Source organism: Amycolatopsis sp. WAC 01375, from assembly GCF_003947325.1.
In the GTDB taxonomy this organism is placed as follows: domain Bacteria; phylum Actinomycetota; class Actinomycetes; order Mycobacteriales; family Pseudonocardiaceae; genus Amycolatopsis.
Map to the genome: position 1 here is coordinate 173,482 of NZ_QHHW01000011.1, position 26,830 is coordinate 200,311.

23 protein-coding genes and 1 other RNA gene are annotated in these 26,830 nt (G+C 69.2%); 19 read left to right on the forward strand and 5 right to left on the reverse strand.

The genetic code is table 11. The features are described 5' to 3' along the window. The first annotated feature begins 6 nt into the window (after positions 1–6). From DL991_RS04165 to DL991_RS04175, 3 genes are all read left to right on the forward strand, one after another. Positions 7–744, forward strand: a complete 738-nt coding sequence (locus DL991_RS04165; RefSeq protein WP_125781084.1) for a zinc ribbon domain-containing protein — start codon at positions 7–9, stop codon at positions 742–744. Beyond that, positions 741–1,859 carry a bifunctional RNase H/acid phosphatase gene (locus DL991_RS04170; RefSeq protein WP_125781086.1) on the forward strand — a complete coding sequence of 373 codons (1,119 nt, stop codon included), beginning with the start codon at positions 741–743 and terminating at the stop codon, positions 1,857–1,859. The genes DL991_RS04165 and DL991_RS04170 overlap by 4 nt, the downstream gene beginning before the upstream one ends. 111 nt (positions 1,860–1,970) lie before the next feature. Beyond that, on the forward strand, positions 1,971–3,707 hold the full coding sequence (locus tag DL991_RS04175; RefSeq protein WP_125781088.1) for a hypothetical protein: 1,737 nt from the start codon (positions 1,971–1,973) through the stop codon (positions 3,705–3,707). Positions 3,708–3,789: 82 nt separating this feature from the next. Here the strand turns inward: DL991_RS04175 and sfnG are convergent, their stop codons facing one another. The 4 genes from sfnG to DL991_RS04195 are packed head-to-tail and all read right to left on the reverse strand — an operon-like array spanning position 3,790 to position 8,739. After that, the gene (gene sfnG, locus DL991_RS04180; protein ID WP_125781090.1) at positions 3,790–4,917 is read right to left on the reverse strand and encodes a dimethylsulfone monooxygenase SfnG; all 1,128 of its coding nucleotides are present in this window, start codon (positions 4,915–4,917) and stop codon (positions 3,790–3,792) included. A 33-nt stretch (positions 4,918–4,950) separates the two neighbouring features. After that, a complete protein-coding gene (locus tag DL991_RS04185; protein WP_125781091.1) occupies positions 4,951–7,782 on the reverse strand; it encodes an AAA family ATPase in 2,832 nt (943 codons plus the stop codon). Between the two features lie 31 nt (positions 7,783–7,813). Beyond that, complete coding sequence (locus tag DL991_RS04190) at positions 7,814–8,173, reverse strand: zf-HC2 domain-containing protein (protein WP_233598656.1); 360 nt, start codon at positions 8,171–8,173, stop codon at positions 7,814–7,816. An 11-nt stretch (positions 8,174–8,184) separates the two neighbouring features. Then, positions 8,185–8,739 (reverse strand): sigma-70 family RNA polymerase sigma factor, encoded by a 555-nt coding sequence (locus tag DL991_RS04195; protein WP_125781207.1) that lies wholly within the window; start codon positions 8,737–8,739, stop codon positions 8,185–8,187. Between the two features lie 246 nt (positions 8,740–8,985). Between DL991_RS04195 and DL991_RS04200 the strand changes: the two genes are divergently transcribed. From DL991_RS04200 to DL991_RS04265, 14 genes are all read left to right on the forward strand, one after another. Further along, positions 8,986–9,636 carry a DUF4142 domain-containing protein gene (locus tag DL991_RS04200; protein ID WP_125781095.1) on the forward strand — a complete coding sequence of 217 codons (651 nt, stop codon included), beginning with the start codon at positions 8,986–8,988 and terminating at the stop codon, positions 9,634–9,636. Continuing rightward, a complete protein-coding gene (locus tag DL991_RS04205; protein WP_125781097.1) occupies positions 9,633–10,442 on the forward strand; it encodes a ferredoxin in 810 nt (269 codons plus the stop codon). The genes DL991_RS04200 and DL991_RS04205 overlap by 4 nt, the downstream gene beginning before the upstream one ends. Next, a complete protein-coding gene (locus DL991_RS04210) occupies positions 10,439–11,722 on the forward strand; it encodes an NAD(P)/FAD-dependent oxidoreductase (RefSeq protein ID WP_125781099.1) in 1,284 nt (427 codons plus the stop codon). The genes DL991_RS04205 and DL991_RS04210 overlap by 4 nt, the downstream gene beginning before the upstream one ends. Further along, the gene (locus tag DL991_RS04215) at positions 11,643–12,203 is read left to right on the forward strand and encodes a hypothetical protein (protein WP_233598657.1); all 561 of its coding nucleotides are present in this window, start codon (positions 11,643–11,645) and stop codon (positions 12,201–12,203) included. Before DL991_RS04210 ends, DL991_RS04215 begins: the two co-directional genes overlap by 80 nt. 14 nt (positions 12,204–12,217) lie before the next feature. Next, positions 12,218–12,618: RNase P RNA component class A (gene rnpB / locus DL991_RS04220), an RNA gene on the forward strand. Positions 12,619–13,009: 391 nt separating this feature from the next. Next, positions 13,010–13,873: a hypothetical protein gene (locus tag DL991_RS04225; RefSeq protein ID WP_125781101.1), complete on the forward strand. Its 864-nt coding sequence runs from the start codon at positions 13,010–13,012 to the stop codon at positions 13,871–13,873. Between the two features lie 443 nt (positions 13,874–14,316). Continuing rightward, positions 14,317–14,583 carry a hypothetical protein gene (locus DL991_RS04230; RefSeq protein WP_007035338.1) on the forward strand — a complete coding sequence of 89 codons (267 nt, stop codon included), beginning with the start codon at positions 14,317–14,319 and terminating at the stop codon, positions 14,581–14,583. Positions 14,584–14,596: 13 nt separating this feature from the next. Beyond that, positions 14,597–15,073, forward strand: coding sequence for a hypothetical protein (locus DL991_RS04235; protein WP_125781103.1), 477 nt, complete (start codon positions 14,597–14,599; stop codon positions 15,071–15,073). Between the two features lie 3 nt (positions 15,074–15,076). Beyond that, entirely contained in the window at positions 15,077–18,037 is a 2,961-nt protein-coding gene (locus tag DL991_RS04240; RefSeq protein WP_125781105.1) for an ATP-binding protein, read from the forward strand. Beyond that, a complete protein-coding gene (locus DL991_RS04245) occupies positions 18,034–20,199 on the forward strand; it encodes a magnesium transporter (protein ID WP_125781107.1) in 2,166 nt (721 codons plus the stop codon). The genes DL991_RS04240 and DL991_RS04245 overlap by 4 nt, the downstream gene beginning before the upstream one ends. Before the next feature lie 3 nt (positions 20,200–20,202). Then, positions 20,203–20,799, forward strand: coding sequence for a hypothetical protein (locus DL991_RS04250; protein ID WP_125781108.1), 597 nt, complete (start codon positions 20,203–20,205; stop codon positions 20,797–20,799). A 4-nt stretch (positions 20,800–20,803) separates the two neighbouring features. Beyond that, the gene (locus tag DL991_RS04255; protein WP_125781110.1) at positions 20,804–21,802 is read left to right on the forward strand and encodes a C40 family peptidase; all 999 of its coding nucleotides are present in this window, start codon (positions 20,804–20,806) and stop codon (positions 21,800–21,802) included. 93 nt (positions 21,803–21,895) lie between these two features. Next, positions 21,896–23,047, forward strand: coding sequence for a hypothetical protein (locus DL991_RS04260; protein ID WP_370305525.1), 1,152 nt, complete (start codon positions 21,896–21,898; stop codon positions 23,045–23,047). A gap of 34 nt (positions 23,048–23,081) precedes the next feature. Beyond that, positions 23,082–23,279, forward strand: coding sequence for a hypothetical protein (locus DL991_RS04265; RefSeq protein ID WP_076163388.1), 198 nt, complete (start codon positions 23,082–23,084; stop codon positions 23,277–23,279). A gap of 263 nt (positions 23,280–23,542) precedes the next feature. Here the strand turns inward: DL991_RS04265 and DL991_RS04270 are convergent, their stop codons facing one another. After that, positions 23,543–24,508 (reverse strand): AAA family ATPase, encoded by a 966-nt coding sequence (locus tag DL991_RS04270; protein ID WP_125781114.1) that lies wholly within the window; start codon positions 24,506–24,508, stop codon positions 23,543–23,545. Between the two features lie 134 nt (positions 24,509–24,642). Between DL991_RS04270 and DL991_RS04275 the strand changes: the two genes are divergently transcribed. Then, the gene (locus DL991_RS04275; RefSeq protein ID WP_125781211.1) at positions 24,643–26,052 is read left to right on the forward strand and encodes an RNB domain-containing ribonuclease; all 1,410 of its coding nucleotides are present in this window, start codon (positions 24,643–24,645) and stop codon (positions 26,050–26,052) included. Next, positions 26,049–26,819 carry a helical backbone metal receptor gene (locus DL991_RS04280; protein ID WP_125781116.1) on the forward strand — a complete coding sequence of 257 codons (771 nt, stop codon included), beginning with the start codon at positions 26,049–26,051 and terminating at the stop codon, positions 26,817–26,819. Before DL991_RS04275 ends, DL991_RS04280 begins: the two co-directional genes overlap by 4 nt. Positions 26,820–26,830: the final 11 nt, after the last annotated feature.

The following is a 26,830-nucleotide window of genomic DNA, read 5'->3' on the forward strand; positions in this document are numbered from 1 at the left end:
AGCACCGTGAAGGCCGACCCCGCCGTCCAGCGCAAGCTGCTCGAACTCGCGAAGGTGGACGCCGAACTCTCGCGTACCGCCCACCGCCGCCGCACCCTGCCGGAGATCGCCGAGATCGACGCGGGCGAGAAGACGGTGCGCGAACGACGTGACGCGCTGGTCTCGGTCCAGACCGCGGCGTCCGACCTCGACCGCGAGATCGCCCGGCAGGAGAAGGAGATCGAGTCGGTGCGCGCTCGCGGCGACCGCGACCGCAAGCTCCTCGAATCCGGTTCCGTCGCGGCGAAGCAGATGACCGACATCGAGCACGAGCTGAACAGCCTCAACCGGCGCCAGTCCGCGCTCGAGGACGACCTGCTCGAACTGATGGAGCGTCGCGAGGCGCTGGAGCTCGACGCCCAGCGCACCAGCGCGGAGGTCGCCAAGGCCGAGAACGAGGTCGCCGAAGCCATCCGCCGTCGTGACGAGCAGTTCGCCGACCTCGACACCACGACGGCGCGCCGTGACGAGGACCGCGCCAAGCTCCTGCCGCGGTTCCCCGAAGATCTGATGAAGCTCTACGAGCGGGTCCGGGCCCAGAAGGGCATCGGCGCGTCGCTGCTGCGGTCCCGCCGCTGCGGTGCCTGCCAGCTCGACATCGACCGCCGCGAGATCGCCGAGATCAAGGCCGCCCCCGAGGACAACGTCATCCAGTGCGAGAACTGCGGCGCCATCCTGGTGCGCACACTGGAGTCCGGCCTGTGACCGACCACGTACTCGTCGAAGCCGACGGCGGCTCGCGGGGCAACCCCGGACCCGCCGGATACGGCGCGGTCGTCAAGGACGCGACCACCGGCGAGGTGCTGGCCGAGCGCAAGGCGTACGTCGGCATCGCGACCAACAACGTCGCCGAGTACTCCGGCCTGATCGCCGGGCTCGCCGCGGCCGCCGAGCTCGGTGCGTCCACAGTGGACGTCCGGATGGACTCGAAGCTCGTGGTGGAACAGATGTCCGGGCGCTGGAAGGTCAAGCACCCGTCGATGCAGCCGCTGAACGCCGAGGCCAAGGAGTTGGCCGCCAGGTTTTCCCGCGTGCGTTACGAGTGGATTCCGCGCGCGGAGAACTCCCACGCGGACGGGCTCGCGAACGAGGCCATGGACGCGGGCCGTGAGGCCGAGAAGCGGCCGGAAGCACCGAAGACCGTGAAGCAGGACAGGGTCAGCCCGGTCGGCTGGACCGGCGCGACCGGGACGCCGACTAAGCTGCTCCTCGTGCGGCACGGCCAGACGGCGATGTCGGTCGAGAAGCGCTACTCCGGCCGCGGCGACGTGCCCCTCACCGAGCACGGCAAACAGCAGGCGGCCGCCGCCGCGAAACGTCTCGGCGCGATGGAGGGCCTGGTCGTCGACGGCGAGGCCGCGCCGATCATCGCCTCGCCGCTGATCCGCACCCAGCAGACCGCGCAGGCGATCGCGGACGCGCTCGGCGGCCGGGTCGAGACCCACCCGGGGCTGATCGAGACCGACTTCGGCGACTGGGAAGGCCTCACCTTCACAGAGGCGATGGAGCGCGACCCCGAATTCCAGACCAGCTGGCTTTCCGACACCTCGATCGCGGCGCCGGGCGGCGAAAGCTTCGACGGCGTGCACCGGCGGGTCCGCAAGGCCCGCGACGAACTGATCGCGAAGTACGGCGGGCGGACGCTTGTGCTGGTCAGCCATGTCACGCCGATCAAGGCCCTGCTGCGGATGGGCCTGGACGCCGGGCCGTCGCTGCTGTTCCGCCTGCATCTGGACCTGGCGTCGCTCTCGATCGTCGAGTTCTACCCGGACGGCAACGCGTCGGTGCGGCTGGTGAACGACATCTCGCATCTTTCCTGATAGGGGAGTGTGGCGCGGATCATGCCTGGATATGACGTGTCGAAGGCGGCCGATGGGGTATTGGCTACAGTTTCGGCGACGGCACGTGAGCGAAAAGGCAAAGACGGGGACATGACGGCGAGCGCACTCAGCGAAGCTTCCGAACAAGACGTGCCCGACCCGGCGGAGACGCCGGCCCGTCGTGGCCTGGCCGCCCGTGTCGCGCCGTACCTGGCGGTGCTCGCCGGTGTCGCGGCCGTCGCCTGGCACGCCACCCTCTACGGCCACTGGATCGTCGACGACGCGGCCATCACCTTCTCGTACGCGCGCAGCTTCGCCGACGGGCTCGGCCCGGTGCTGCAGCAAGGGCAGCCGTCGGTCGAGGGCTGGTCGAACTCGACGTGGCTGGTGGCGCTGGTGCTCGGCAAGCTTGTCGGAGTCTTCGACAGCGGCATGCTGTTCGGCGTTCCCGACTACGTCCTGTTCCCGAAGCTGCTGGGGCTCTTGTTCACCGCCGGGACGCTGGCCGCGTGCCACATCGTGGCGAAGCAGATCTTCGCGCGCTTCGCTTGGCTGGCGACGCTGGTCGTCGGGCTGACGCTGGCCGCGATCCCGTCGTTCGTCATCTGGACGATCTCCGGCCTGGAGAACTCCCTGTTCGGGATGGCCGTCGCCTGGCTCGCCGCTCTGCTGTTCGTGGCCGTGCGCAAGGACACGGTGCTCACCGCGAAGGTCGCCATCTGGTCCGGGGTGCTGGTCGCGTTCGCCGCGCTGACCCGCCCCGAGGGCCTGATCTACGGCGGCGCGTACCCGCTCGTCGTCCTGTTCCAGCTGCGGAAGCCGCTGCTGGGGCAGAGCGTCAAACTGGTCGTGGTGTCGGTGGTCGCGTTCGCGATCCCGTTCGGGGCGTACCTGGCCTGGCGGATCACGGAGTTCGGCAGGCTGCTGGCGAACCCGTCCATCGCGAAAGGCCAGGGCCTGCCCGGGCTTTCGGCGCTGAAGCAGCCCTTCGAACTGGTCGGCTACGCGGGTGTCGCCGGAACGATCCTGCTGACGCTGACCATCGGATACGCGCTGATCCGCGCGGAGTGGCGGCGCGGCCTGATCGCGCTGCTGGTGCCGCTGGCGCTGGGCATCATCGCGTACGGCGTGATGGTCCCGGACTGGATGGGCCAGCACCGGTTCGCGACCCCGATCTGGATCCTCGCCGTGCTGGCGGGAACGCTCGCCGCGGGCGAACTGCTGCGCCGGTCGCGTGCCGTGCTCCGGATCGTCGTGGTGCTCGTGCTGGTCGCCGCCGCGATCCCGTCCGGGATGGGCTTCGCGTCGGCGTCGAAGAAGTTCCAAGAGGTCCCGACGGTGCCCGCCTGCCTCATCGCCGACCGCTTCGGCCGCGGCTTCAACACCATGGCCGACATCCTCGGCCTCCAGCAGGCGTCGCTGCTGCTGCCCGACCTCGGCGGCTCGTCGATGACCAGTCGCCTGCACCTGGTCGACATGGCCGGGCTGGTCGAGGCGGACGTCGCGGACTTCCTCAAGAACGGCGATCTGCCGGGGCTGCGCGACTACGTGTTCGAGAAGGTCAAGCCGACCTTCATCCACTCGTGGGGCCCGTGGGCCGCGGGCAACGGCATCACCGTCGACCCGCGGATCGACCGCGACTACGAGCCGATCTTCGTGTACCCGGGCAGCGGGCCGCGCAACGGTGACTTCGTGCGCAAGGACGCCGTCTCCAGCCCCGAGAAGCTGAAGGCCGTCCAGGAGTACGCCGCGAAGACCCTGCCGGACGTCGAGGCGGCGCGCTTCGGCGGCCCGCTCAAGGACTGCGGCCCGACGATGCACCCCGGCCAGACCGTCTACCTGCCGTAAGACCCCGCAATTCGGCACCTGGTTGCGATCCTTGCACGCGCAACGATCGCAACCAGGTGCCGAATTGCGTAGGGGTCAGGGGTCAGGGGGCGGAAGTGACGAGGGGTTCCGGGGTGGCGGCGCCTCGGTCCAGGTCCGCTTCCTTCGCCCGGATCACCGGCAGCACGTGCTTCCCGAAGTGCTCGACGTCCTCCAGGTAGTGCAAGAAGCCGAGCAGCAGCAGGTTCGCTCCGCGCTTCTTGTACTCGATGGCCCGGTCCGCGATCTGCTCCGGCGTGCCGATCAGCCCGGTGCGGAAGCCGTCGTTGTACTGCACCAGATCCTTGAACTCCGAGTCGGCCCACATCCCCTTCTTGTCCGAAGTGGAGCCTCCCGCCTGCTTGACGGCGTTGCGGAAGCCCTCGACGGCGTCCGAGTTCGCCTTCTCGACGATCTCGCGCAGCACGGCCTTCGCCTCGCTCTCGGTCTCCCGCGCGATCAGGAAGCCGTTGAGCCCGAAGCGGACGGCGTGGTAGTTCTGGGCCGCGTAACCGCGGACCTCCTCGACCTGCTCGCTGAAACCGTCGAAGTCCTTGCCGTTGCTGAAGTACCAGTCCGACACCCGGCCCGCGAGCTTCCGCGCCGCGGTGGAGTTGCCGCCCTGGAAGATCTCCGGATGCGGACGGCCGACCGGTTTGGGTTTGATGTCGAAATCGTGGATCCGGTAGAAATCACCGGTGAATTCGGCGTGGTCGTTCGTCCAGAGTTCCTTCAGTACGCGAATGAACTCTTCCGAACGACGGTACCGTTCGTCGTGTTCCAGCCACGGTTCACCGAGGTTCGTGAATTCGTCCTTGAACCAGCCACTGACCACGTTGACCGCCGCGCGACCGCCGGAGATCACGTCGGCGCTGGCGATGAACTTCGCGAGCACGCCGGGATGCCACAGTCCGGGGTGGATCGCCGCGATCACCTTGAGCCGCTGCGTCGCGAGCAGCAGCGCGAGGCTGAATCCGGTCGATTCGTGCTGGTAGGCGGCACCGTAGCTGGCCGTGTACCGGACCTGGCTCAGCGCGTATTCGAACCCGCTGTTCTCCGCGAGGACGGCGAGATCCCGGTTGTACTCGTATCCCCAGTCGGTGCGCTGCTCGATGTCGCTCGTGACCAGACCGCCGCTCACATTGGGGACCCAATAGGCGAATTTGAGTGGTTCGGATTCGATTCCCGGCATGTCGCGGAGTGAACCCGCCGCCCCCGGAAACCGTCAATCACCGTCCACGCGCTGGGAACGGCCGAGCGCGGAACTCAATTCGGGACGACCGGTGATCTCCAGTTTGCGGTACGCCCCGGACAAATGGAGTTCGACGGTGCGGCGGGTCAGGTGCAGCGCCTCGGCGATCTCCCGGTTGGTGAGACCCTGTGCGGCCATCAGCGCGACGCGGTACTCCTGTTTGGTGAGGCCGTGTTCGTTGTCCTTCGCCGTGGCGAGGCTCGTTCGCGCGTTCCGCAGCGCCTCGGTGGCCCGCCGCTCGAGCGGCCGGGCCCCGCAGTGCTTGCTCGACCGCACCGCCGGCCGCAGTGTGCCGACCGCCTTCTCGGCCTGCCCGTGCCGGGCCTGCAGCACGCCGAGTTCGGTCAGCGCCTCGGCCAGCGCCAGTTTCGCGGTCGACCCGCCGAGGACGTCGACGGCCTTGGTGAGCAGGCGTTCCGCCTCCTCGCCGAGACCGTCGTCGCGGACGAGGCCTGCCGTGGTCAGCGCGCCGCCGAGGATCCTCGGCGCTCCCCAGCGTTCCGCGGCGTCGAGGTCCTCCTCGGCGAGCCGGGCCGCCGCGTCGGTGCGCCCGAGCGCCAGCGCGGTGCGGGCGGCGTGCGCCCGCCAGGGGGCGAACCCGGGGAAGCGCATGCCGTGGTGTTCGAGACGGCGGCCGCAGCCGCGCAGGTCTTCGTAGCCGAGTTCGGGCTCGCCGGTGGCCGCCCGGAGCCTGCCGCGGGCGTAGAGCAGGTAGTTGTGCGTGAAAAGTGCTTGGGTGGCCCCGAAATCCAGCTTGTCCAGCACCGCGTTCGCGACGTCGTGGCGGCCGAGGTCGACCGAGACCTCGATCAGTCTCGCCGCGCACAGCACCGCGATCGGGCAATGACCGGTGACGCCGCGTTCGTCGAACTGCCGCACCAGGGATTCGTAGTGGACGCTCGCCCGCGCGAGATCGCCGCCCGCTTGCAGGGCGATCCCGCGGGCGAGCGTGGCGAGCGCCCCCTTCGGCACGTGGAAGTCCCAAGGCAGGCGTTTGGTGTCGAGCACCTGGCAGAGCCGGTCGGTGAGCGCGGGTTCGTCGGCGAGCGCGGCCGTCGCGAGCGTGAAGAAGTAGGGCTGTTCGAACAGTTCGGGTTGTTCGCCGGACAGCGCCTCCCCGAAATGCCGGACGGCGTTCGCCGAGGACGTCCCGCTCCGCACCGTGTCGAGCGCGAGCAAGCCCGATCGGCTCTGTCGCGCGGCGGGATCGTTCAGCGGTGCCCATTGCCGCTCGAAATCGCGGAAGTCCGGCGGCGGCCCGAGCCTGCTGCCCGCTTCGGCGAGATAGGTCATGCACAGCAACGGCCAGACGGCGTCGGGCCCGCCCGCGTCGAGCCGCGCGGCGAACTGTCCCGCGGAGTTGATCGCCAGCCGCGCGTCCGGGCCGCAGCACAGCGAAAGGATCATGGCCGTCGCGACGAACGCGGCGGTCTCGCGGTCGTCGATGTGATCGATGGCTTCGCGGACGCGGGCGGGCGCGAGGTCCGGGTCGCAGTGGAACTCCGCGTGCGCGAGCTGGAGCAGGATCGCCATCCGCTTGCGTTCGCTGAGCCGTTCTTCCAGGGCCCGCACCAGGAACCGGACCGCCAACTCCGGGTTGCCCTCCACCGAATGCCGCGCGGCCAGCCGCAGCACGTCGACCGCCCACGGGATCCTGATCGCGGTCGCCTCCAGGAGGTGCGCGCCGACCCGCTCCGGCGCGGCACCCGAGTCGTGCAGGAGCCGTGCCGCTCGCGACTGGCTGACCGCCCTGGTGGTGAGCGGCATGTCGGCGAGCACCGAGTTGCGGACGAACCGGTAGGACAGCGCGGGCCGGTGGCTGTTGGTCAGCAGATGCATACGCACCATCGTGTCGATGGCCTCCAGCGCGGTGATCTCGTCGACCCCGGCGAGCCGCGCCAGCAGGTCGAAGCTCGCGTCCTCGCCGAGGATCGCGACGGCTTCGAGCATCTTCGGCGCGGCGGTGTACTCGTGCATGCGCACCCGCAGCACCTCGCCGATCATCGCCGACCCCGCGGTGTCCAGATCCATCCCGGGGACCAGGCGGCGCCGCAGCGCGCTGAGCAGGAACGGGTTGCCGCCGGTGAGCTCACGGCATTCCTCGGCGAACCGTCCGGGGGAGACGCGGAGGAACTCGGCGACGTGTCCCGCGCCCAGCCCGCGCAGCCGGATCGTCGCCGGCGTGCACCCGGACATCTCCAGCAGCGCGACCTCGCCGGTTTGCAGATGTCCGATCAGCGACGTCAGCACGACCATCACCGGCAACTGCTCGACGCGATGCCGGATGTAGGCGAGACAGCGCATCGACCACGGATCGGCGAGGTGGATGTTGTCGATGCCGAGGAAGACCGGTCCCTGTTCGGCGGCGTGGCGGACGGTGCGGAAGAAGGCGTCGAGCGCCTCCGTCTGTTCCTGTTCGTTCCGGGGACGGCGGTCCGGCAGGATCTCGGCCGCGTGCGGCGTGCGCGGCCGCGGCGATCCGGGTTCGGCGGGCGCGTGGGTGAGCGCTTCGAGGAGCTGGCGGCCGACACCGCCGCTCAGATGCGTCTCCAGCCGGGACGCGGTGGCGATCGCGACGGTGAAGCCCGCCGCTTTCGCGAGTTCACCGGCGGCTGTCAGCACCGACGACTTGCCCATGCCGAACTCTCCGACCACCACCGCGCTGACCGCGCGGCCGTGCAGGGCGGCCCGGAACAGCCCGGTGATCGTGTCGAGTTCGCTGTCTCGACCCAGTAGCCCGGCGGCTCGGCGCTTCGGTACCGAAGGCCCGCCGAAGGGGCTCTCGGGATTTACTTCGGTATGCACCGTAGAGACCTTCGTGTCGGCTTGCGGCAGACTACTTCAACGTAAGCGGTATCGGGAGTAATCGCTGGTCGTCGAGGGGAGCAGGGGTCGAGATGTCCGCATCCGACGAGACCCGCCGGGCCGACCGTTGCGACGACATCAAGGCCGCGACGACGCACGCCAGGAAGACCACGACGAGGTTGGCCGCGATCATCGACAGCCGCCCGCGGCACCGCGTGGCGACGGGGGACAGGTAGCGCGGATCGGCCCTCGCCAGCGCGACTTCCACCGACGTGAATTCCGCGACCTGGCGGCGGCAGCGCCCGCAGCCCTCCAAATGCTTTTCGAAGGCGTACGCCTCGGCCTGATCGAGCACACCGAGTACGTACGCCGCCACATCGGTGTGTTTCACCTTTCGCTTCCTCATCGCGAACCCAGTTCTCCTAACGACCGTCGCAATGTCCTCATGGCCGCGTACAGCCGTGATTTGACCGTTCCCTCCGGGATTCCCAATATCACCGCCGCCTCCCGGACGGTATGTCCGGTCAGATACGTCTCGTAGATGACGGCCTGGTATTTGCCATCCAGATATCGTAGCGCTTCGGAAATGACGAGTGCGGACAGTGACTGCTCGGTCCGGTCCGCTATTTCGGCGTTTTCGGAACTGTCCAGCTCCACCTCCTGTGGTCGCGCCCGCCGGTTTCGCCAGCCGTCGATCACGATCCGCTTGGCGACCGTGAGCAGCCAGCCGCGCAGCATTCCCGGCTCGCGGTTCAACGTGTCGGAATGCTGCCAGGCGCGGATCAGTGTTTCCTGGACGACATCCTCCGTCCATTGTTGATCATGGCCCGTCAGATAGGGCACCTGATTGAACAGAGTCTCCCGGAAATCCTTGTACAGCAACGAAATCAGCTCATCGGAAAGCTCGTTCGGCCGGTGGTCGCCGCCGATCCGGCATCCTCTGCCCACTGCTTCCATAAAGTTCGCTACCTCCCCAACGGTGGAGGATTTCACAGGTTCGTACACCGTAGCGCAGACTATCGCCGTGAGCCATGTGCAGTAGTGCTCTGTTCGCTATTAGTCGGCCGGTACGTATGCCAGTGGGAAACGGTTCTAAATGTGTCGTGTGATGCACATCACACTGGCTGCGAGTATCGAGATCGAACCGGCCGCTCCGGTTCGCCGTACTTCCAGTGAGGCACTTCCATGACGGGGACGGGTGAAATGATCTATCGACTGCTCGGAGTGGTGATCGCCTGCTTGGTGATATGGGTGGGAACGCCTGCCCCTGCCTTCGCGGAAATCGACGCCCATGACCGGGAACTGCTCGTGCGAGTACGTCAAGGGAGTTTGTGGGAAGGCCCGGCCGGCCGTCAGGCGGAACAGCGCGGGAGCGGGCAGCGGGTGCGGGAGGTCGGCCGCAAACTCGCCGAGGACCACGACCGTCTCGACGCGCAGGTCCGCACACTCGCTTCGAAGGTCCGCGTCGAACTTCCCGCCGAGCCCACCGAAGAACAGCGCTCCTGGATCGGCGAGATCACCGCGGCGGGCGGCGCCGACTTCGACCGCCTCTACGTCAATCGCGCCCGCGCCGCGCACGGGAGCATTTTCGGGCTCGCCTCCCAGGTCCGCGCCGCCACCCGCGACGACGCGATGCGTTCGTTCGCGCAGACCGCCGTCGACACCGTCATGCGGCATATGACCCTGCTCGAAAGCACCGGTATCGCCGAGACCACGTCGCTGATGGTCGTGCCGACCGGCGGTAACGAACTCGACGGCGGTGACCTCGTGCTCGGCGTGCTCATGGCGGGAATCGCCGGCGGAGCGACCTTCGGGCTCGTCCGGGTTCTCGGCTCGTCGGGCAGGCGCGCATGACGGCCTCGCTCCTGGCGGTCATCCCGGCCCCGTCGCCGCACGACAGCGGGGTGCGGGACATCGCCGCGCTTTCGGGCCGGTTCGCCTACGTGACGATGTGCCTGACACTGGCGTGGGGCGTGCTGAGCGCCACCGGCTGGATCAGGCGCGTCACCGGCCACGAGGCACTGCGCGGCGGTCACGTGGTCCTCGCGACGTTCAGCCTCGCCACCGGTGTCGTCCACGGTCTGTCCTATCTCTTCCTCGACGACGACTCGTTCGGCGTCTTCGCGCTGCTGATCCCGTTCGCCGGCGGCGGGGTCGCGCGGCACGCGGCGGGCGTCGTCGGGCTGGAACTGTTCATCGCCGTCTCGGTCACCGCCGCGCTGGGTCGCCGGGCGAACGGTCGCGGCGGGCAGCGGTTCCACCAGGCCGGCTATTTCGCGGTCGGGCTGCTGGCGATCCATTCCTGGCTCGGCGCGTCCGCGAACGGGCAGCTCGCGGCCGTCTGGCTCGGCGGGATCACCGTGCTCACCCCCGCCGTCGTGCTCACCGTGCTCCGTGTCCTCCCGCCGCGGACGCTGGTCCGGCTGGGACTGCTCGAAGGCGAAACCGGCAGGGCCGAACGGGTGCGGATCTCCGTCGACGACAAGAAATGCCACCGCTACGCCATCTGTCAGGCCGAAGCTCCGCAGGTCTTCCAGTTACAAGGCGACGGTCAGCTGCGCTACCTCCGGAAACCCGGCGCCAAACAGGTGCCGCTGGTCCAGGCCGCGGCCCGAGCCTGTCCGATGCGCGCGATCCGACTGCAAGGGGCGGGACAATGAGCGAACGGATAGTCGTGATCGGCGGCGGGCTCGCCGGGCTGCGGTGCGCGGAACGGTTGCGGGAACTGCGGTTCGACGGCGAACTGGTCATCGTCGGCAACGAGCCCGAACTGCCGTATCACCGGCCCGCGTTGTCCAAGCAGCTGCTGACCGGCGCCACCGGTCCGGCGGAGATGATGCTCGCGCGGCCCGACGAGATCGACGCCGAATGGCGGTTCAACACCCCGGCGACGCATTTGCAGCCCGGCCGCCAGATCGTCCATCTGCCCGGGGCGGAGGAGCTCCCGTACGACGGGCTCGTCATCGCCAGCGGCGTCGAACCGCGGCGGCTTTCCGGTGTGCCGCACGGACATCCGCGGGTGGTCGTCGTCCGGACACTGGCCGACGCCGCGGAACTGCGCGACAACCTCGCCGCCGACAACGGGCCCGTCGCGGTGCTGGGCAGCGGGTTCATCGGCTGCGAGGTCGCCGCGAGCCTGCGCGAGATCGGCCGCGAGGTCACCATCATCGGCCGGTCGGCGACCCTGCTCGGCGAGGTCGTCGGCAAGCACATCGGGCAGAAGCTCTCGGCGCTGCACCGGTCGCGGGGCGTGCGGCTCGCGCTGGGCGCGTCCATCGACAACTGGCAGACGACGGCGAACGGTCTGCGGCTGCACTCGTCCGACGGCTGGATCCTGGACGTCTCGTGCGTCGTCGTGGCCGTCGGGACCGTGCCCTCGATCTCGTGGCTGCGCGGCTCGAAGCTGCCGCTCGACGACGGCGTCGTCTGCTCGCCCACGTGTCATGTGCTGGGGATGAACAACATCGTCGCCGCCGGCGATGTCGCGCAATGGCCGAACCTGCGTTTCGACGAGGCACCGAGACGGGTCGAACACTGGCTCAACGCCGTCGAGATGGGCCGGGCGGCAGCCGAGAACCTCCTCGCCGGCCCGCAGGCTTCGCGGCCCTTCGCGCCGGTGCCGCGGTTCTGGTCCGAACAGCACGGCATGCGCATCCAAGCGGGCGGAATCCCGAAGCTCGGCACCGACACCGTCGCGCTCGCCTCGCCCGTCGGTGGCGAACGGCCCGTCACCGGCTTCGTCCGCAAGGGACGCCTCGTCGGCGTCGTCGGCCTCGACAGCCCGTCCGGCGTCCTCCACTGGACCAACGAGATCGCAGAGCAGAACCCCGTCGACCCGCAGGAAGAAACGGAGACGCCCGATGCGCCGATCACGGTTGACCATGCTCGTCGTCATCGCGGCGCTCGTCGTGGGCGCCGCGATGTGGTGGCAGGCGGCTGATCCCGTGTCGCGGACGGCGAGCGCTCCGGTGACCGAAGCCCTCCCCAGCCCGCGTGTCCCGTCGCCCGGCACCGCGCGGCCCAGCTCCCCCGCGGACACTCCGTCCGGCACTCGGCTCACCGCCGTCTACATGACACGAATGGGTCAGGCCATCCTCGACGAGACCGGCGCCGTCCTCTTCCGCTACGAACGCGACAACCCGCACAAGGCCCGCTCGGCGTGTCTCGGGGACTGTGCCGTCGTGTGGACCCCCATCACCACCACCGGCACGCCGCAGGTGACCGGCATCGACCCGGCCCTCATCGACACCATCAAACGTCCCGAAGGCGCCGAACAGGTGACCTTGGCGGGCAGGCCCCTCTACAAGTTCGCCAACGCGCGCCCCGGCGAATGGACCGGACAGGGCACCGACCACCTCTGGTTCGTCGTCAAACCCGACGGGCAACGCAACCTGAACTGCCTCCCCGCACCCGTGCAGTAGGATTCGCCGACGGACGAGTCGGCGGGGCGGCCGCGAGCCGGGAGACCGGTTCGAGGAAAGTCCGGACTCCACAGGGCAGGGTGGTTGTTAACGGCAACCCGGGGCGACCCGCGGGACAGTGCCACAGAAAACAGACCGCCTCCGTTCGCTTCGCGGGCGGAGGTAAGGGTGAAACGGTGGTGTAAGAGACCACCAGCGTCCTGGGTGACCAGGACGGCTAGGTAAACCCCACCCGGAGCAAGGTCAAGAGGGAGCCGCGAGGCTCCTGCGCAGGCGCGATCGAGGGCTGCCCGCCCGAGCCTGCGGGTAGGCCGCTCGAGCCCGTCGGCGACGGCGGGCCTAGATGGATGGCCGCCACTCGCTCAGCCGCAAGGCGAGGCGAGGACAGGATCCGGCTTACACGCCGGCTCGTCCGTACTTCTTTTTCGTTGGGCCCGCACTGGGCTGTGCTGTGCCGATATGTCGTGCCGGTTCTGACACTTGGGACCGGGCCGCGAAGTCCGCGAAGTCCGCGAAGTCCGTGAAGGACTCCTTGAGGGACCCAGAGTCCCTCAAGGAGTCCTTCACGGACTTCAGCCAGGCCTGGGGTGAGTAGGAAAGTCCGTGAGGGCCTCCTTACCTACCCTCAAGGTAGTGAAGGAGGCCTTCACGGACTCCCGAACCCGCCCCCACCTGCGAAGTGATAGCAAAGGTCCCTTGCTCCCGCCGCAGCCGCTCCCGCCACGGCCCACCCCAGCCCCTGCCGCACACCTCCGCCGCCCCTTCGGACGCTGCGCCCCCCGCCTACTTGCCGGTAGGGTGCCCCCATGGGTGAAGCGAGTCGGGTCACGGGACGGTTCCGCGGGACGTTCGATGTACTGCATTCCCTTACCTACTTCGCCCCCGAGACGGAAGCCGCGCTCACCGACGCGGGCCTCCGGCCGGGGCGCATGACCTATTTCGCGGGCCGCGCGGCGCCCATGGGCGCGGTGAGTTCCGCCGTGGTCGCGGCCACTTTCTACAACTTCAATCCCGAGCTGGTCGCCCGCCACATCCCGCGCGCGTGGACGCTGGCCGGCCCGGACAGGATCATCGAGGCTCGCTTCGAGGCCGTCGACGCGGCGTTGACCAGGCTGCTGGGCAAGGAGACTCTCGGTTCCGAAGAGGTCGCCGAGGCTGCCGAGCTGGCTCGCGAGGCGACCGGGGGCTGCCAGCGCGACGGCAGGCCGCTGTACGCCGGGCACGCGGGTCTCGACTGGCCGAGCGAGCCGCATCTCGTGCTCTGGCACGCCATCACCCTGTTGCGTGAGCATCGCGGTGACAGCCACATCGCCGCGCTGGTCGTCAACGGTCTCGACGGGCTCGCCGCCCTCGTCACGCACACCGCCACCGGCAAGGGGTTCCTGCCCGCCGCCGCCAAGGCGTCCCGCGGCTGGAGCGACGAGCAGTGGGACGACGCGGCCGCCAAGCTCCGCGAACAGGGCATCCTGGACGCCGAGGGCGGTCTGACCGAGGCCGGGAACGATCTTCGCGAGCGGCTCGAAGTCGCGACGAACGCGGCGTCGGCGGGGCCTTGGGAGCATCTCGGCGAGGAGAAGACCAAGCGCCTTCACGAGCTGTGCGGGCCTTTGAGCCGCAAGGCCGTCGAAGCCGGCGCTTTTCCCGCGAATGTGTTCTCTACCGGCCGATAATTACGCTATGTAGCGAAAATGGCCGCCCTGTTTTCGCTTTGGGTAACGGAAGTGTGACTTTCGCTTGATCGGCACTCATGATTTTTGTCGAATGCGTGTTCACCCAGCGGACTCGGGAGAAGCCACCGAACGAGTCATGTCACACTGGTCGAGGCCCGATTCTCCGCGACCGACCCGTACTCACAGTGAGCAAGATGCCTCGCAACCGAGTGAGGCCGTCAGCACACTGCGAAATACGGGTGGCCGGGGTTAAACCAGACGACCCTTGCAACGATGATGGAGACCGAGGATGGTCGTGGTGCTGTGCCTCGCTCTGTGATCAGTGGATAAATCGATATCTACAGAGCGCGCTTTGACCACTACGCCTCGTGACGCCATGATGTTCGAAGCACCACCGAGCCAGAACCGCGCGAACCCCCTCTCCGCGCACCGGGAGTAATGCGATGATGACCATGACCACCCTCGACACGCTGGCCGCCGGCGAGCTCGGCACCGGCAACGTCCGCACCTGGCTGATCGACAACATCATCCCCCTGGTGCTGCTGGCCGTCGCGCTCCTCCTGCTGTGGCTGGGCGGTGGCAAGGGAGACAACGCCGGTGTCATGCGCCGACTCGCCGGTGTCGTGATCGCGCTGGCGATCATCGGCCTCGCGGTGAGCGGCGCCGGAGTCAACGTGGGCCAGTGGATCGCCGGCCTCTTCACGGGCTGAGGCAGGGCTCGCGTTGCGTATCCGCACCGATGACGAGGTTTACCGGGTCGATGCCGTGTGGCTCGGCCCGCCGAAAGCGACTTTTCCCTGGAGAGCCCGCTACGTCGCGTGGCTCGTCGGTATCCCGGTCTTCCTGCTCGTGCTCACCGTCGAACGGTGGGCGGGCTGGAGCTTCGGGTTCTTCTCGACCGCCTGGGCCTTCGTCGCCACAATCGTGATCACCAGATTGATCACGTCCAAGATCAGTCACGAGCGCCCACTCGGCGCCGTGGCCGGGATGGCGGCGAAAGAGCTCAACACTCCTAGAGAACGGACCACGGGCACGGGGGGCGCCGCCAGCGCGTCCCGCGTCCGGGTACGGGCGACCCGCCCGCTACCGAAGCAGCGCAGGAGACGGCAGTACCAGCAGCACGGCTACGGCGGCGGCGCCGGAGCTCAGGGAACACCACGAGCGCGTCGGAGCCGCCCTGCGGCTCGGGCCGGGAGGTAGTCGTTGTTCGGTCGCGGCGGAAGCCGAGGAAAACGTGATCGAGATCTGCAGCAAGGGGCCTGGAACCCGCCCCAGCAGGTCCGCTCCGCGCAGCCCAAGAAGGCCGGCAAGGGAAGGCGGCTGCCCGGCGAGGCGGCCATACCCACCTATACCCCGTCGATCGCGGCGCGAAGCATCGACGGGCACCTGTTACGCACCGGTTATGAGGTCTACGCCTGGTATCGGCTCGCGCCGCAGCGCTGGTCGTTCCGGTCGGATTCGCAGCGCCGCGACCTGATCGCGGCCATCGCCGGGCAGTACGCGGAGCTTCAGGGCCGCTGGCTGCACCTGCGGGTGACCAACCGGCCGTACCCGATCCGCATGTGGGCCGAGGCCCACGTGCACAACGCCGTCGGCCGTCCCCAGGACGTGCAGGGCGCGTTGTCCTTCGACGACTACCTCATCGGCGAGCAGCAGCAGCTGATGGGCCGCTCGATGGCGGAAAAAGAGGTCTACCTCGGCGTCCAGGTGCAGACCAGGCGGATGATCGACCGTGCGGTCGAGAGTGCCGCCCCGGTGCTGCGCAAGATCCTGCCCGAGGCCGTCGACGCCGAGCTGGCCGCGCTCGACTCCGAGGTCGAGCACCTCGATCAGGTGATCGGCTCGGCCGGGCTCGAAGGCCGTCCGGTGCACGCCGAGGAGATGTCCTGGCTGATGCACCGCTCGTGCTCGCTGGGCCTGCCCGCGCCGCGCAACATGCCCGCGGTCCCCGGCGCCGCCTGGGAGCCCGAGGATCTCGCCAGTTTCACCGACGCGGCGGATTTCCACGCCGAGCCGTACGCGCCGACGGTCACCGTCCGCGGCCGCACCGGGTCGAACGCCGGGGTCTCGCGGCATCTCGCCGTCCTCACCGTCGGCCAGATGCACGGTCTCCAGATCCCCGAGGTCGACGACCCGTGGATCCAGCACGCGGACCGGCTTCCCGCCGCGGTCGAGGTGTCCGCGCGGATCTACGTCCGGCGCCCCGAGGAAGTGGCGGGTGAGCTCCAACGCCAGATGAACAAGGTCCGCTCGCAGGTCAAGCACTACACCGACGAGCACGAGCTGGAGCCGCCGCAGTCGCTGGCGCGCCAGGCGGGCCGGGTGCTGGAGATCGACGACGAGATGACGTCGGGTTTCACCGCGCTGGCCACCCGGGTGCGTTCGTGGTGGCGGCTCGCGGTGTCCGGGCCGACGGAGCGGGACGCGCTGCGCCTGGCCCAGCAGCTCCTGGACCTCTACAAGCCGAAGATCGCCGTCGAGCATCCCGAAGCCCAGTACGCGCTGGCCAGGGAGTTCATCCCCGGCGAGCCGCTGGCTTCGGCGGCGTACATGCGGCGCGGTTCGGTCGTGTGGGCGGCGTCGTCGGTGCCGACGGCGACGGCCGAGGTGGGCGACCGCCGCGGCATCCTGCTCGGCGAGACAGTGACCGCGACGCGGCGCCCGGTGGCCTGGGACCCGTGGATGGCGCAGGAGATCCGCGACGGTTCCGGCCTGACCGCGATGGTCGCCGGTCTCGGTGGCGGTAAGTCGTTCCTCGGCGGCGGCATCGTCTACAAGACGCTCCGCGCGGGCGCGCACTGGACGATCCTCGACCCGTCGGGCCCGCTGTCGCGCCTGTGCGATCTGCCCGAGTTGCGGCCGTACGCGCGGAACATCAACCTGCTCAACGCGCAGCCCGGCATCCTCAACCCGTACCGGGTGGTCGCCGAGCCGCAGATCGAGCACTTCATGGACGAGGACGACCCCGAGCGCTCGTGGCGGCGGGAGAAGGCCCTCGCGGGCGCGACGCGCCGCCGTCTCGTGCTCGACGTCCTCTCCGGTGTCCTGCCGTACGAGGTCTCGCGGATGGCGCAGACCCGGATCGTGCTGCTGCGCGCCGTTCGCGCGGTCGGCGGCCGGTTCGAAGCCGACCCCGGCCAGGTCATCGACGCGCTGCGCCGGGACTCCAGCGAGCACCACGAGCACGCCGTCGTCGTCGCGGACTTCCTCGACGAGATGCGCGAGCGGATGGCGCTGCTCATCCCGGAGACCGACGCGGACCCGTACGCCGAGACCCGCGACGACCGGATGACCGTGCTGACCATGGCGGGCCTGACCCTGCCCAAGGACGGCGTCCCGCGCGAGTACTGGACGGACGCGGAATCGCTCGGCGTCGAGATGCTGAACCTCGCCGCGTGGCTGACGCAGCGGTCGGTGTACGAGAAGCCGAAGGAACTGCGCAAGGGCGTCTGGATCGACGAGGCGTTCTTCCTCTCCGAGGTCCCGACCGGTCGCGTGCTGATGAACCGCTTCGCACGTGACTCGCGTAAGTGGAACGTCCGCGTGCTGCTGTCCTCGCAGATCCCTGCGGACTTCCTGAAGATCCAGGGTTTCGTGGCGCTGCTGGACTCGGTGTTCGTGGGGCGTCTCGATGACGACGACGCCCAGGCCGACGCGCTGCGCCTGCTGAAGGTCCCGGTCGGCGTCGGCTACGAGCAGGTCGTCGCGGCGCTGGGCCGCCGTCCCGGCTCGTCCCGCGATCTCCAGCGGGACGTCGAGCCCCGGCAGTTCATCTTCGGTGACGGTGCCGGTGGCGTGGAGCGGATCCGCGTCGACTTCTCCGGCCCGCACCTGGAGCACCTGCGCCGGGTCATGGACACCACGCCGGGTTCGCCGGACGCCAAACCATCGAGGCCGGGCAACGAACTCGCCGCCCCGGAGGAGAAGCAGTTCGTGGCCGCTCCGCCGGAGGAAGACGATTTCGAACTCGAAGAGGATCTCGAACTCGCGGCCGAACTCGAGGTCGGGCTGACCGAGGAGCAACTGCTCGGCGCTCCGGACCCGCTGGCGGCCGAGACCGGGGAAGTGCAAGGCGCCGTCCAAAACGGACACATCACGAACGGGGAAAAGGGCGAGCAGCACGCGCGCGCCGGCAAGGGCGGCACCGGCAGGGATGCCGCATGAACACGGTGATCACGCTGGCGTGCGTGCTCGCGTTCGCCGCCGGCTGGCACGCGCTGCGCCGCCGCCTCAAAGAGGGGCCGCGGCCCGGCAAGACCAGACCCAGCCGCCGCGCGACGATGTTCGTCGTCATGCTGATCCTGGGCCTCCAGGCCGTGGCGACCGCCCCGGCGGCTTCGGCCGCCGCCTGTGGTGAGGCGCCGAACCCGGAACGGCCCGGCGCGGGCATGGTCGGCGCGCTCGACCCACCCGCGACAGCGCGCGGTGAAGGCGGAAGCCCGTACAACGTCTACGGGTACGCGGGGCACGTCTGGGACACGTTCGAAACCGACTGCGGCCCGCTGGCCGGGATCACCTCGCCGAACTCGACGATCGACACCTGGGCGGGCAACCAGCTGTTCAACATCGGCAAGAACCTCGTCGGTGCCACGAACTCGCTGCACTACACCGTCTTGCAGGGCAGCCTGCTCAGCCCGCTGTACAACGCCGTCAAGGCCGGGGCCGAGAAGGTCTACAACAACATCTACGCCCAGTTGTTCGGCCTTGCCGCGCTGATCATGTCCATCATGTTGTTCCGCAACATCTGGCGCGGTGATCTCGCGGCGGTCAGCAAACGGGCGCTGTACGGGCTCGCCGCGGTCTGGCTGGCCGCGTCCTCCTTGGCATTGCTGCGCTTCCTCGATCCGATCGACAACGCGATCGTGCAGACCACCACCAACATCCAGGCCGGCTTCATCGACGAGCCCAAGACGCCGCCGCCGACCCAGCCGCCGCCGCCCTCGGCGCAACCGTGTCAGGCGACCCCGGAGGCCGTCGCGGCTCGCCAGCCGTGGGACCGGGTCCCGACCGAACTGCACTGCCGGGTCGTCTACGACAACTGGCTCCGCGGGGAGTTCGGCAGCCCGGATTCGCCGCAGGCCATCCAGTACGGCCCGGCCCTCCTGGACGCGCGTGCCTTCACCTGGGGCCAGATCCAGCAGGGCGGCGACGCCGACACCGCGCTGGTCGACTCCAAGAAGGCGGCGTTCAAGGACATCTCCACCAAACTCGGCCCGGCGACGGGCTATTTCACAGGTGAGGACGGCAGCCGCGTGGGCGCCGGTTTCCTTTCCCTCGGCCAGGGCATCTTCTACTCGCTGTTCCAGTTGCTGGCCAAGGCCACGGTGCTGCTCGCGCAGGTGCTGATCAGGATCTTCGTCCTGACGGCCCCGCTGATCGGGCTGATCGCGCTGCTCCAGCCGCAGATCATGCAGCGCATTCTCAAGGTCGTCGGCGCGGTCGCCTTCAACCTCATGGTGCTTTCCGTGCTGGCAGGCGTGCACACGCTCCTGCTCGAGGCGATCTTCACCGCGGGGAACTCGCTTTCCCTGCTGACGAAGATGGCGCTCGCGGGCATCATCACCGTGTTGCTGTTCATGATCGGCCGCCCCGTGCGGCGGCTGTGGCAGATGGTCGAGATGTCCGTCGGCATGGTCGGCGGCGCGGTGCCCTCGCCCCGCGGCGGCCTCTTTTCCCGCTTCCGCAAGAAGAACAACGAACCGACCCCGCAGGACGCGTTCTGGCAGAACGTCCGCGACACCGACGATGTGGTCGACGGCGACCTCCGCGGCCCCGTGGGCGCGACGGTCGGCGGCGGCCGGTTCCGGCCCGAAGCGACGATCTTCGCCAGCTCCCAGCGGCTCGACAACGGCTCCGGCGCGATCCGGCCCGCCGCGGCCTGGTCGGGAGCGCCGTGGCCCGGCGCTGTCGGCGGCGGTGGCGGCACGGCCGCGCTTCCCGCCGGTGGCGGCGGAGGCGTTCCGGTGTTCGGTCAGTACAACCCGTCCGCGGGCAATCCGGGCGACTCCATGTTCACCTCGGGCGGGCGGAGCCCCATCCAGGTACCGAGCCGCCGGGTCGACACCTCGCCGGTCGCCGACCGGCGCTGGAGCGACGAACCGGAGCCGGTCGTGGTGCCGTCACGGATGAACACCGCGGGCGGCGGCTACACCACGCCCGACCACTCGGGCACCGTGCCGGCGCAGGCGGGGCCTTCGACTCCGCGCCCTCGCCGCGTCGATCCCGAAGTCGTCGCGGGCAAGCCGGTCTACGTGCTGTACCGCCCTTCGCGCGGGCTCGAGGTCCGCGAGGAAGTCCGCGATACAGACCACGCAGTGGGTCGGTGACCCATGCCGATCCGGACCAACCGCGGGCGCACCGCGGTCTACCGCAGACTGTGGGGCTGGCCGCTGCGCTCGCCCCGCCACCTCATCGGCACGCTGGTGATCCTCGCGGTGCTGTTCACCGCGCTGGGCATCGTGCTGCCGAAGGCCATCGGAAAACCGGGACAGACGGCCACCGGGCCGGGTGCTTCGGCGACAGCCACTTCGCGTCCCGGCGTCGCGGCGCCGGTGACCGTGACGTCGACGCTGCCGCCGAGGATCACCACCCAGCCGCCGCCGTCTTCCGCGCCGGTCGACCAGGACGGGGTCCGGGTCGCCAAGGAGTGGGTGACGGCATGGGCGAACCATCCCGACGGCACGACGACAGACCAGTGGCTGAACGGACTGAAGCCGTACACCACCGAGGAGTACCTGGCCGGGGAACTGACGACCGTGGATCCCGCGAACATCACCGCGACCAGGGTCTCCGGGGAGCCGCAGGTCGCGTCCTCGGTCACCGGATCGATGGAGGTCGACGTCCCGACGGACGGGCCCAAGGTCCGGGTCACCGTCGTCAAGACGAACCCGGGATGGCGGGTCACCAAGTTCACGCAAGCGGGCTGACCCGATGAAGATCGGGATCATCGTCGGCGTGCTGATCGCCGCGGTCTTCGCCGCGGTGGTCACCACGAGCAAGGTCACCGAGGTGGTGACCGACCACATGGAGGCCCAGGCGGGCGGCGTCGTCAAGACCTCTTGCGACGCGTCGATCGGGCCGACCCTGCCAGGGCAGGCCGACCGCGGTTCTTCGGACGTGAACAAACTCGACGAAGAACAGAAGGGGATCGTCGCGCTGATCATCTCGATCGGCAAGCAGCGGACGCTGTCCCCGCGGGCGTGGCAGGTGGCGATCCAGGCCGGGATGACCGAGTCCAAGCTGCGCAACCTGACCTACGGCGACCGCGACTCGCTCGGCATCTTCCAGATGCGGCCGTCGATGGGCTGGGGCACCGTCGCGCAGGTCACCGACCCGCCGTACCAGGTCAACAAGTTCTACGACGTACTGCTCGCGGTGCCGAACTGGGAGAACATGCGTCCCGGTGACGCCGCGCAGCGGGTGGAGCGGTCCGGCTTCCCCGACCGGTACCACAACTGGGAGCCGATGGCGGCCCTCCTCGTGCAGAACGAGGGCCAGATCGTCGACGTCGTCGGCTGTGGGTCGAGCGTGGGCAGCGTGGTGCCGCCGAGCCAGGCCGCCGCGCAGGCCATCAAGTTCGCGCTCGGCGAGCAGGGCAAGCCGTACGTCTGGGGCGCCACGGGGCCGAACAGCTACGACTGTTCCGGGTTGATGCTGCGGGCGTACGAGTCGGCCGGGATCATCATCCCGCGTGTTTCGCGGGACCAGTACAAGGGCGGCGCGATGCTGCCGGTCCGCCAGGCGCAGCCGGGCGACCTGCTGTTCCTCGCCACCGTGCCGTCGAATCCGGCGACCATCCACCACGTGATGATGTACCTGGGCGAGGGCAAGATCGTCGAGGCGCAGCAGACCGGGGTGCCGGTGCACATCCGGGACTTCTCCTTCGACGAGGCCGAAGTGGTCGCGCAGGCGGTCCGTCCTGGCGTTTAGCATGGTGAAAGCGTGGTATCGCGAACGCGGGACCATCGGATTCACCCGAAGTGGCGGCCTGTCCACCGGCAAGCGGCCGCACACTGGCAGAGGATGAAGAACGTGGCACGGAAATTCGGAAGGCGAGGCAAGCCCGCGGCGGCCAACGGCCCGGAGGTCGATCCCCGCGACCTTTTCGGTACCGCCCAACCCGCGCGGCACGCCGCCCGGCCGGCGTCGAGCACGCCGTTGGCCGATCAGCTGAACCAAGGCTGGCCGGGCGTCGACCCCGGTTATGTCGTGTTGCCGCGTTCGCTGGCCGAGGGGATGTCGCTGCCATGGCAGCAGCAGATGGCCGCACTGCTGGCCCAGTTCCATCACGAGAACGCCCGTCTCGCCTGGCCGATCTACCGTGTCGTCCCGTCGCGCTACGAAAAGCTCGTGGACCTCGACGAGGAACAGTTGGCCGAGGCCGGCTACCTGGTCGAGATGGACACCGAAGGCGAGATGATCTACCGCGAGCGCAGCGGCCGGAAGATCGAAGACCCGGCGAACACCACGGTGCTCGTCTCGTGCCTCGACCCGATCCCGAAGCCCGCGCAGCGCCAGGCGCCTCCGCCGCCTTCGCAGGCCGCGCCGCCCGCGACCGGGCAGCCGCCACGCGCCCCGGCGCCGATGAACATCGGACCCGCACCGGTGTGGCGCACGGTCACCCCGTCCGTGCCTCCCGCCCCTCCTGCTCCTCCGTCCGGTGGGCCTGCCGCGCCGCCGGGCGGGTCTGTGCCTCCTGCTCCGCCTGTTTCGTCCGGGGGGTCGGCGTCGCCGGGCGGCCAAGCGGTACCTCCGGCCCAGCCCTCTGCCCCCGCTGGGCCTCAGGCACCCCCGCCTGCCTCGCCTCCGACTCTGCCTCAGCCAACCCGGATGCAGCCTCCGGCGACGAACCAGACGCCGCCTCCGCCTCCGCAGATGAGCGTGCCTCCGGCCACTCCGGAAGCGCAGTCCGCCGCGCCGTCCCAAGCCGAACCGGAGCCGCCTGTCACGACTCCGCCGTCGTCCGCGATCGCTCCTCCTCTGCCGCAGCCCGTGTCGCCCGCTTCACCTCCGCCGGAACCCGCGACCCCGCCGCGCGGCGTCCCGATGAACCGCGGCTGGTTCGACGAGCTCGCTGAGAACGCGCCGGAAAGCTCGAAGGTGGCGCGGTCCGAGGGCGCCGAGTTCGGCCCGACCGGTGATCCGACGGAGATCCCGTACCGCTATCGCAAGTGATGACAGGACGTCCGGGTGATGTCAGGCTTGTCGTATGTCGAGCGACCCGAACCCGGATCAGGGCTGGTACTTCAACACCAAGACGAACCAGGTCGAGCACCTGGAACGCGGCCGGAGCGTCGACCTCCTCGGCCCGTACCCGGACGAGGCGACGGCCCGGCGCGCCCTGGACATCGCCAAGGAACGCACGCGGCAGGCCGACGCCGAGGACGCCAAATGGAACGGTGACTGAGCGCCTGAGGTCACCCTCGTGAGTGGTACTCACGAGGATTTCCGCGGGGATGTCGCAGCAGGCCTCCACACTCGCCCGTGCGCCAGATTTCGGTCTCGATCAACGGAGGATCGGGGACGTTGAGTGTCCCCGATCCTCCGTTGATCAAGACCGGTCGGCCCCACTCGCCCGTGATCAGCAAGGGACCTTTGCTAGCGTTGCTTAGCGCAGGCAACCAAGCGATAGCAAAGGTCCCTTGCTCTCTTCCTCGCTAAAACAGCAGGTCAGGCGTCTTGCCCCGCCAAAGCCGGGCCCAGCGTGAACTCCGGATCCACCTGCGCCGTGAGGTCTTCCCCGGCCCGCCCGCTGCCCCACGCCCGCGCGTTGCGGAGGTGGAACTCGACGCCCTGCCGCTGGTAGCGCGCCCAGTCGCGCTGCTCGCCGTCGACGGTCGCGAGCATCGAGTCCAGCGTCGCGAGGTTGTGCGTCTCGAGTTCGCCGATGGGGCGCGCGCGGCCGCGTTCGGCGGCGCGGACGTGCCGCGAGTTCTCCATCCAGCCCAGCAGGGCGTCGCCGACCTCTTCGCGCAGGAACTCGATGTCCTCGTCTTCGGTGACCTTGTTGCCCACGACGACCAGCCGCACGCCGAAGTCGCGCGCGTAGTCGGCGTACTGCCGGTACACGCCGACGCTGCGCACGGTCGGTTCGCACACCAGGAACGTCACGTCGAACCGCGTGAACAGGCCGGACGCGAACGCGTCGGCGCCGGCGGTCATGTCCATGACCACGTATTCACCCGCGTCGTCGATCATGTGGTTCAGCAGCAGTTCCGCCGCGCCGACCTTCGAGTGGTAGCACGCGACGCCGAGGTCGTCCTCGTCGAACTGTCCGGTGACGCCCAGCCGTACGCCGCCGAACTCGCGGAAGCACGCCTGGAAGATCGGGTTGTCCTCGAACGGCCGGACCAGCCGCGACCCGCGCCCCGGCGGGGTCGTCTTGATCATCGAGGCCGCGTCGGCGATCCGCGGGTTGTCGCCGCGCAGGTATTCCTTGATCAGGCCCATGTTGTCGCCCAGCGTCGGCCACGCGATGGCCTCTTCCTCGCTCGCGCCGAGCGCGACGGCGAGGTGCTGGTTGATGTCCGCGTCGATCGCCAGAACCGGTTTCCCGCCGCCGGCCAGGTACGCGGTGAACAGCGACGCCAGCGTGGTCTTCCCGCTGCCGCCCTTCCCGACGAACGCGATCTTCACGCCACGGACCTTCCTGTCGTTTTGAAAAGGGTATCGGTTTTCATTTCGGTCCGTAACGTACACCCGACCGGCCCGCACCCGAACGGGCGATCAACGGCGCCGGATCGGGATAGGGTTGGGTGGTGCCTCCACTCGTGATCAGGACACACGCGGCAGGAGGGGACTTCGGTCACCTTCGAGCCGAGTTCTCGCTGCCGGAGTCGTTCGGGCCCGACGTGCTCGCCGAGGCGGAAGCGGCGGTCGTCGACCCGCTCGAGTCGGCGGGGGAACGCGAGGACGCCACCGGTCTGCCCTTCGTCACCATCGATCCGCCCGGTTCCAAGGACCTCGATCAGGCGGTGCTGATCGAGCGCGCCGAGGGCGGCGGGTTCCGCGTCCACTACGCGATCGCCGATCTGGCCGCGTTCATCCCGCCGGGTGGCGCGCTCGACAAGGAGGCGCGTCGCCGCGGGCAGACGCTCTACCTGCCCGACGGGAACGTCCCGCTGCACCCGCCGGTGCTGTCCGAGGGCGCGGCGAGCCTGCTGCCGGGGGAGACCCGGCCGGCGGTGCTGTGGACCATCGACGTCGACGCGGGCGGCGAGCCGACGGCGACGAACGTCCGCCGGGCGCTCGTCCGGTCCACCGAACAGTTCGACTACGAGACCGTCCAGGCTTCGATCGACGCGGGGAGTCCGCATCCGTCGGTCGCCGCGTTGCCGGAGCTGGGCCGCCTTCGCCGCGAGCTCGCGATCCGGCGCGGCGCGGTCGAACTGCAGTTGCCGGAGCAGGAGATCAGCGGCGATCCCGACGGCGGCTGGGCGCTGATCCAGCGGCCGCGCAACGACGTCGACGCGTGGAACGCCGAGATCTCGCTGCTCACCGGCATGGCCGCGGCCAAGATCATGATCGGCGCCGGGATCGGGGTCCTGCGCACGCTGCCCCAGCCCGACGCCGAAGCGGTCGAATGGCTGCGCCGGTCCGCGCAGGCGCTGAACATCGACTGGCCCGAAGGCAAGAGCGTGTCGGAGTTCCTGGCCGCGCTCGACCCCGGTCAGCCCGCCTCCATGGCACTTTTCGCCGACACCACCAGGCTTTTGCGCGGCGCCGGATACACCGCGTTCGACGGCGAACTGCCCGCCTTGACCACGCACGCCGGGATCGGCGGCGCGTACGCCCACGTCACCGCGCCGATCCGGCGGCTGGTCGACCGATTCGCCACCGAGATCTGCCTCGCCGTGAGCGCCGGTCGTGAAGTGCCCGCGTGGGTTCGCGCGGCGCTTTCGGAGGTGCCGGAGCAGATGACCGCCTCCGACACGCTGGCGGCGAAGGTCGAACGTGCCTGCATCGACCAGGTCGAGGCGTGGGTCATGGTCGAGCACATCGGCGAGGAGTTCGACGCGATCGTGCTACGGGCCGACGACTCCAAGTCGGAGATCCTGATCGAGAATCCGCCGGTGATGGGCAAGTGCGCGGGCGAGAAGCCGCCGGAAGGCGAGCGGATCCGGGTCCGGCTCACGGCAGTGGACGTCGACAAACGGAAACTGTCCTTCGAGCGCGCATGATCGACGATCTCGGCGAAGTGGTCCCGCTGCGCGAACCGGCGTCGCGGGTGGTGTCGCTCGTTCCGTCGCTGACCGAGGCTGTCGAGGTGAGCGCGCCGGGAAGGCTCGCGGGCGCCACGGACTACTGCACCCATCCGGTCGATCTGGACGTCCCGAGGGTGGGTGGCTCGAAGTACCCGAACGTGGACAAGGTGCTCGAACTCGAGCCGGATCTGGTGCTGGCCAACTCCGAGGAGAACCGGCCGGAGGACGTAGAACGCTTATGTGCCAACGGGATTCCGGTCTGGGTGATGGAGGCGTCGGCGACCGTGCCCGGCGCGCTCGCCTCGATCCGGCGGATCCTCACGCAGGCCTACGACCTCGCCGAGCCGGATTGGCTGGTCGAAGCCGAAGAGATCTGGCGGGAGACGCTGCCGGAGCGGTTCCGGGCGGTCGTGCCGGTCTGGCGGAAGCCGTGGATCGTGCTCGGCAGGGACACCTTCGGCGGCGACGTCCTGCATCGCGTCGGGATCGGAAACGTCTACGCGGACGACGAAGCGCGCTACCCGCGTCCGAAGCTCGACGAGCTCCAAGCGCGCTTCGCGGCCGGAGACGCGAACCTGCTCGTGCTGCCCGACGAGCCCTACGAGTTCACCGCGGACGACGGCCCCGAAGCGTTCCCCGGCGCGAAGCACGTCCTGGTCTCCGGGCGCTATCTGACCTGGTACGGCCCTTCGCTCGTCGAAGCCCACTCTCACCTCACGCAACTGGTCACCTGGTTGCGATAGTTCGCGCAACG

What these genes read in the sequence shown, in the direction of transcription:
- DL991_RS04245 (WP_125781107.1), top strand. Translation starts at nt 18,034, where the DNA reads ATGAACACGGTGATCACGCTGGCGTGCGTGCTCGCGTTCGCCGCCGGC.
- DL991_RS04265 (WP_076163388.1), top strand. Translation starts at nt 23,082, where the DNA reads ATGTCGAGCGACCCGAACCCGGATCAGGGCTGGTACTTCAACACCAAG.
- DL991_RS04280 (WP_125781116.1), top strand. Translation starts at nt 26,049, where the DNA reads ATGATCGACGATCTCGGCGAAGTGGTCCCGCTGCGCGAACCGGCGTCG.
- DL991_RS04175 (WP_125781088.1), top strand. Translation starts at nt 1,971, where the DNA reads ATGACGGCGAGCGCACTCAGCGAAGCTTCCGAACAAGACGTGCCCGAC.
- DL991_RS04215 (WP_233598657.1), top strand. Translation starts at nt 11,643, where the DNA reads ATGCGCCGATCACGGTTGACCATGCTCGTCGTCATCGCGGCGCTCGTC.
- DL991_RS04250 (WP_125781108.1), top strand. Translation starts at nt 20,203, where the DNA reads ATGCCGATCCGGACCAACCGCGGGCGCACCGCGGTCTACCGCAGACTG.
- DL991_RS04230 (WP_007035338.1), top strand. Translation starts at nt 14,317, where the DNA reads ATGATGACCATGACCACCCTCGACACGCTGGCCGCCGGCGAGCTCGGC.
- DL991_RS04195 (WP_125781207.1), bottom strand. Translation starts at nt 8,739, where the DNA reads ATGGAAGCAGTGGGCAGAGGATGCCGGATCGGCGGCGACCACCGGCCG.
- DL991_RS04205 (WP_125781097.1), top strand. Translation starts at nt 9,633, where the DNA reads ATGACGGCCTCGCTCCTGGCGGTCATCCCGGCCCCGTCGCCGCACGAC.
- DL991_RS04200 (WP_125781095.1), top strand. Translation starts at nt 8,986, where the DNA reads ATGATCTATCGACTGCTCGGAGTGGTGATCGCCTGCTTGGTGATATGG.
- DL991_RS04255 (WP_125781110.1), top strand. Translation starts at nt 20,804, where the DNA reads ATGAAGATCGGGATCATCGTCGGCGTGCTGATCGCCGCGGTCTTCGCC.
- DL991_RS04210 (WP_125781099.1), top strand. Translation starts at nt 10,439, where the DNA reads ATGAGCGAACGGATAGTCGTGATCGGCGGCGGGCTCGCCGGGCTGCGG.
- DL991_RS04260 (WP_370305525.1), top strand. Translation starts at nt 21,896, where the DNA reads ATGAAGAACGTGGCACGGAAATTCGGAAGGCGAGGCAAGCCCGCGGCG.
- sfnG (WP_125781090.1), bottom strand. Translation starts at nt 4,917, where the DNA reads ATGCCGGGAATCGAATCCGAACCACTCAAATTCGCCTATTGGGTCCCC.
- DL991_RS04225 (WP_125781101.1), top strand. Translation starts at nt 13,010, where the DNA reads ATGGGTGAAGCGAGTCGGGTCACGGGACGGTTCCGCGGGACGTTCGAT.